Consider the following 727-nt stretch of genomic DNA (forward strand, 5'->3'; position numbering starts at 1 on the left):
CTTAACCATACACTCGCCAGTAGGTAAGCGTGTAGGTTTAGGTTTATCCTTAATAAGTGATGAAGTAGGACCAGTAAACGAGACCAATGCCTATGTAGACTTCTCTTATACCTTACCAGTAGGGACAGGAACAAAATTAGCATTTGGATTAAAAGCAGGAGCTACTTTTCATGACATTGGATTAACCTCAGTAGAAGTATTAGATCCAAACGATCCTTTCTATTCAGAAAACATCAATGAAGTCACACCAAATATAGGGGCAGGATTATATTTCTATAAGCCAAACAAATACTACATTTCTGCATCGATGCCAAACATTTTAGAATCGGTACACTTAGATGCTAATGGATATAAGATAGGGTCAGAGACCGAGCATGTATTTGCAGCAGCAGGATATGTATTTGACTTATCAGAAAACTTTAAGTTAAAGCCACACGTGATGACTAAGTTAGCTTTTAACGCACCAGTGACTTACGATGTAAACCTAAACCTATTTATGTATGATTTTGTAGAAGTAGGAGCAGGTTACCGTTTAGACGATTCGTTTAGTGGTATGGTTAACTTTTTAGTAGCACCAAACTTAAGAATCGGTTATGCGTATGACAGTGTTAACTCACAATTAGACGTTGTGACCAACTCATCACATGAGATATTTATCAACTTTGATATCAATCTACCAAGAAAAGTATCAAGATCACCACGTTATTTCTAATCAGATAAGCTAACC

The 727-nt window shown here is 36.6% G+C and carries 1 protein-coding gene; it reads left to right on the forward strand.

All coding sequences use genetic code 11. From position 1 onward, the window contains the following. Positions 1-712, forward strand: a 712-nt coding sequence (locus tag WA340_RS04080) for a PorP/SprF family type IX secretion system membrane protein (protein WP_336127413.1), incomplete at its 5' end; no start/stop codon positions are given. Between the last annotated feature and the right edge of the window lie 15 nt (positions 713-727).

Source organism: Mesoflavibacter sp. CH_XMU1422-2, assembly GCF_037029245.1.
Taxonomy (GTDB): Bacteria; Bacteroidota; Bacteroidia; order Flavobacteriales; family Flavobacteriaceae; genus Mesoflavibacter; species Mesoflavibacter zeaxanthinifaciens.